This is a genomic window from Cupriavidus sp. 05T313 (assembly GCF_056396665.1).
Genome location: NZ_JBFTLX010000394.1, coordinates 1 through 4,428 on the forward strand (window position 1 = coordinate 1; position 4,428 = coordinate 4,428).

4 protein-coding genes and 1 pseudogene are annotated in these 4,428 nt (G+C 59.7%); 4 read left to right on the forward strand and 1 reads right to left on the reverse strand.

Going from position 1 to position 4,428, the window contains the following annotated elements; genetic code table 11:
* Both AC1DKD_RS39535 and AC1DKD_RS39540 read left to right on the forward strand, forming a co-directional pair.
* Positions 1-122, forward strand: a pseudogene (locus AC1DKD_RS39535) (IS630-like element ISCARN39 family transposase); the annotation flags it as partial.
* Between the two features lie 88 nt (positions 123-210).
* Positions 211-462 carry a transposase gene (locus tag AC1DKD_RS39540; RefSeq protein ID WP_477112204.1) on the forward strand — a complete coding sequence of 84 codons (252 nt, stop codon included), beginning with the start codon at positions 211-213 and terminating at the stop codon, positions 460-462.
* Positions 463-629: 167 nt separating this feature from the next.
* Here the strand turns inward: AC1DKD_RS39540 and AC1DKD_RS39545 are convergent, their stop codons facing one another.
* Positions 630-845, reverse strand: a complete 216-nt coding sequence (locus tag AC1DKD_RS39545) for a helix-turn-helix domain-containing protein (RefSeq protein WP_267604026.1) — start codon at positions 843-845, stop codon at positions 630-632.
* Positions 846-972: 127 nt separating this feature from the next.
* Here AC1DKD_RS39545 and AC1DKD_RS39550 point away from each other — a divergent pair, with 127 nt between their 5' ends.
* Positions 973-1,380 (forward strand): hypothetical protein, encoded by a 408-nt coding sequence (locus AC1DKD_RS39550; protein ID WP_477112205.1) that lies wholly within the window; start codon positions 973-975, stop codon positions 1,378-1,380.
* 1,561 nt (positions 1,381-2,941) lie between these two features.
* Positions 2,942-3,829: a phage integrase N-terminal domain-containing protein gene (locus AC1DKD_RS39555; RefSeq protein WP_477144590.1), complete on the forward strand. Its 888-nt coding sequence runs from the start codon at positions 2,942-2,944 to the stop codon at positions 3,827-3,829.
* Positions 3,830-4,428 lie beyond the last annotated feature (599 nt).

Genomic DNA, 4,428 nt, shown 5'->3' on the forward strand with positions numbered 1-4,428 from the left:
TGGCCAACTTCTGCCCACACTCGCTCACCGAACTCAAAACGACCGCCCGCAATCGGCTGCGCAGCGCACAACAACGCGCCAACATCATTGCCGCGTGCTGGAAGCAGGCCGAGTTGTGGTGATGTCATCATTTATACAAGGATCAATAGGTCAGGTTTGGATGCAAATTAACACATTGACGCATGCTTGGAGATGAAGGTAACGCCGCACGTGGCACAAAACACCTCGGGACGACGCTCGGACCGTTACTGGTGCCATTGCTCGCAGTGGTGGTTATGCCATTCGCAGCCAACGCGCAAGCTGATCGAGCAGGGCTTTGGCTGGGTCAAGACAGTGGGGCGCATGCGTCAGGTGATGGTGCGCAGCCTGAAGAAGGTCCACCAGCGGTTTGTCCTGAGCATGGCCGCCTACAACCTCGTGCGCATGCGCTCGCTGGGACGAATCCGTCCGCAGTTGCAGTAATCGCTGCAATGGGGCCTGGAATCCGGCCCCCAGTCACTGAAAAAGATGATGAGGTGGCGCAGAGCTTCCGGACTGTGAAAAAAGCGGGGCACAAGAACCGCAGAGGGGAAGGTTCATCGTTTGTTTCAGCAGCCTGTTAGGGACCCAAGGATCGCAGATCACCGCGCTCAAAGTGTGCTGAAGAGTTCCGCCACGCTGATCCGCAGCGCCGTGGCCAACGCTTCGATCGCGTCCAGCGAGGGGTTGGCAGCGCCGGTCTCGATCCGGCTCATGTAGGTGCGGGCAAAACCCACATGATCGGCAAAGGCTTCCTGAGACAGGCCGGTGGCTTGGCGAAGTTCACGAATGCGCTTGCCAAAGCGACGGCGTAGGATCGTTTTCATGGCCCCTACTGTGGGAGGGGGCACACTAATCGGCCACACACTAATCGTGACATTTCGGGCGCGGTTGGCTATGCTATGTCGGCGTCGGCAACCCCTTGCCAGCGCCGAACCGGAGCACACTCTCACCATGAGCGGCATGTTTGTCCTCTGGCAAACGGCACGCCACGCCGGCGATCTCGCCCGGACGGCCGCGCCGTACCACGCCCTAGGCGCCACCCTGGCGCAGCGGCCGTTTCGCCTTCCTGCTCCTCAGCAGGCTGCCGCGCTGCAACTGCAGCGGCTGGTGGCGGCCTACCTGCAATACCAGGAGGGCCAACTGGCCCACTACCAGGCAGCCGTACAGTGCGTGGCCGCCTGTACCGCCTACTGGCAGGGCAGAGGCGCGCTGCCGTGCCACTGGCGCCGGATCCGCAACCAGGTGCTGCGCTTTGAATTCAGCCTGGCACGTCCACTGTTTCTGTCGAGCCGCGTCTACGCGGTCACGCAGGATCTGTATCCCTATATTTCACACTGTAGTCTGGGAGCATCGCTATGACGATCGGCTTAGCCGTCTTGGCCGTGGGCGTGCCCATCGCGGCATTCTTCATCTGGGTTGCCCGGAACAGTCTTCGCGCACAGGAGGCGGAACGGGCGGAGCGCCGTGGGCGCAGCTGCCACTGCGGGCGCCGGCAGACCAGCGCCGACCACCAACTGCCTCCATAGCCCTCTGGCAAGAAAGACAGCCGAGGCTTATCGGTGTCCGATCCATCCCAGGGCACAATCGCCAGGCACGAGCAGCACAGTGCCCAGTGCCCAGCGGGTGGGCTCCACCACGGTCACAACGCAACCGGTCGCATCGACTAGGTCCGTGGGAATTGGTAAGCCAGTGGTCATTGTCAACTTCGAGTGTCTGAGCCCACTGCACTGCGGGGCAGACTACGGCATGGCAACCAGTGTTTCACGACCGACCGGTCAAAATCCCGAGCGTTTTTTCCTAGGCGCGACAGTGGTAGCGTCGGCGGTGGGCGATGGTTTCGTTGGTCAAGGGGGTATTGGACAAGTCAACTGTGCTACGGGGCAAGAAGCTCGCCTGAACTGGCGAGCGGCTGTGGCACGCTGGCAACCTTGTCAAATCAAATTCAATAGATTACTCTGTACGCACTTTTCGCCCTTCTGGGCATCGACATTGGCGCTGCGCGCCACGATTGGATGTGGTACGGCTATCATGGGCCTTGGGCGCTTAGCAATGTAAGCGCTTGCCTTAGTCGCCGTCGTCCATTTTTGGGGCCAATCCGGGCGGGCTGTCTAAGTCCGTCCAGTTCTCATCTCCCGCCTGCAGTGAACTTGGTAATTTTGCTGCGGGTATCTCCCGTTTTCCTGGCTTCTTCCATCCCTTCGCAACCTTCCTGAACCGTACGCAAAGGGTTTCGCATGCCCTAGTGCCGGCCACTTTCGGCGCTCTCTGGCCGTACCGGCAGCGTCGATACGCTCTGCGCAACAACTGGGATGGGGCGGCGCTTCGCACTCTAAGCGCTTGCCTCAGCTACCGCTTGTCCATTTCTTGGGCCAATCTGGGCGGGCTGTTCCAAGTCCGTCGATGCTCATCTCCTACCGGCAGTGAGCTCCGCAACTCGCTGCGGCTATCCCCCTTTTCCTTTCTTCTCCCATTCCTTCGCAACTTTCCTGAGCCGTAGTCAGAGGCGTTTTGCACGCCCTTGCACCACTTCCACTCTTGCCGTTTCGCTGCGACCGCAATCGGYAGCGTCATAAGGGGTTCCTAGCCCTTCCCCCTAGTGATGTACTCAGGACAGCCTGAGCATGGCCGGACTGTATCTGGCGAGTTCGTCTGCACTCTCAAAGCAGGCATCCAACGAACGGAACTCAACCGTTGCCGTTGGGAAGGTAAGGAAGGTGGACGTAGGGCTCCGCCTCACGTAGTCCCGGCATGTTGTCGCCAAAACGCCGGTGTGTGCCTGACGGGACGCACCGGCCCGCTGGTGGTGCCGAAGCTTGTCGCTGTACCCGTACCGCGTGCCCGAGGGTTCCGGTGCCAGGGCTGGTTTAGCCAGCCGCAGTTAACACTGACCAAAGTTAACACCGACTAAGTGAGGAACCCAATGAAGTTCGATATTTTTGTGGACCTGATGCGCCTGGTTGAGCGCAATCGGGATGGCTCGTATGCGACCCAGGCGGCCCGCAGGGAAGTGCTCGCGCAGGTGGCTCATGATCTCAAGGACATGGGCTTTCGATCGCTTCCTGCTACTGGGTTGAAGCCAAAGCATGTTACAGCGCTGATCGAGCGTTGGCAGGCCTCCGGCATTGCTGTGGGGACCATGAAGAACCGTATGTCACATGTGCGTTGGTGGGCAGAGAAGGTCGGCAAGCGGAATTGCGTCCCGCGTACCAATGCCGAGCTGGGCATTGGCAGGCGCAGGTATGTGACCAACGTTTCGAAGGCACTGGTGCTGGCTTCGGGGGATATTGAGAAGATTGCCGATGAACGTCTGCGCTGTTCTGTAGAGTTGCAGCAGGCTTTTGGGTTGCGCAGAGAGGAGTGCCTCAAGTTTCAGCCGAGGTATGCGCTGGCAGGCGTGACGCCGGATGTAGTACGGGAGATTCAGCTCAAGCCGACCTGGTGTAAGGGCGGTCGGGCACGTGCTGTGCCTGTCACGAATGAGCGTCAGCGGGCTGTGCTTGCGCGTGCGGTTGCGCTCTCTGGAAGCGGCTCCATGATCCCCAAGCATCTCAAGTACATCGACCAGCTCCACCGCTATATCTGGGCTGTTGAGAAGGCTGGCATGTCGAAGCTACATGGTCTTCGGCATCAGTATGCCCAGCAGCGCTATCACCAGCTCACCGGCTGGCTTGCTCCCGCCGCAGGTGGACCAGTGTCGGCACAGCTCACGCCGCAGCAGCGTGCCGTGGATCGTGCAGCACGACTGCGGGTGTCAGCCGAGCTGGGCCACAATCGTGAGGAAATTACGGCAGTTTATCTGGGCCGCTAGCGCATTGTCTCGGCCTTGTTTGACGCCATTTACTAAGTCGCGGCAGCCCATTTGTTTGGAAAGCAGCGTTGTGTCGTGCCTGTTGTACAACCCTGTCCTTTTACGAAAGAGAGTGACACCTTGTCAGATCTATTGGAACATCAATTCATTCACTTGCTTGAGCGCGGCGCGGTGGGATTCGTCGAGCTGGTGCCGGCGCCGGATTGCTGGTATGTGCGCATCAATGGTTGGCAGTGGTTGCGCTCGCCTCGCGAGTGCCCATACCGATTCTTCCCGTTGGAAAGGACCTTGGCGTACCTGCGCGACCTGGGGTGCGGGCGAGTGATGGTGGATCTGAGCACCTGGCCAGACACGCCATAGTCCTGATTTCCCTCGGTCGTGTCCCCTTTTGTCGAGGGATGGATCATTGAGCCAAGGGGGCAGCGAAGCGAGCGAAGATAGGCGATGATTTGTAATAGCCTAGACTAAATCTGACAGTGGTTGGTTATCCATGCCGCCGCACATCGGTGCGAAGGGCGTAGCCCAGAGTGCCAGTGTGCGGCGGAATCCACAAGGAGTCCGCCATGACTCAGGAACAGAAAGTCATCCGTGCCAAGGTC

Excerpts from the sequence above, each read along its gene's own strand:
- AC1DKD_RS39550 (WP_477112205.1), top strand. The coding sequence starts at position 973 with ATGAGCGGCATGTTTGTCCTCTGGCAAACGGCACGCCACGCCGGCGAT.
- AC1DKD_RS39555 (WP_477144590.1), top strand. The coding sequence starts at position 2,942 with ATGAAGTTCGATATTTTTGTGGACCTGATGCGCCTGGTTGAGCGCAAT.
- AC1DKD_RS39545 (WP_267604026.1), bottom strand. The coding sequence starts at position 845 with ATGAAAACGATCCTACGCCGTCGCTTTGGCAAGCGCATTCGTGAACTT.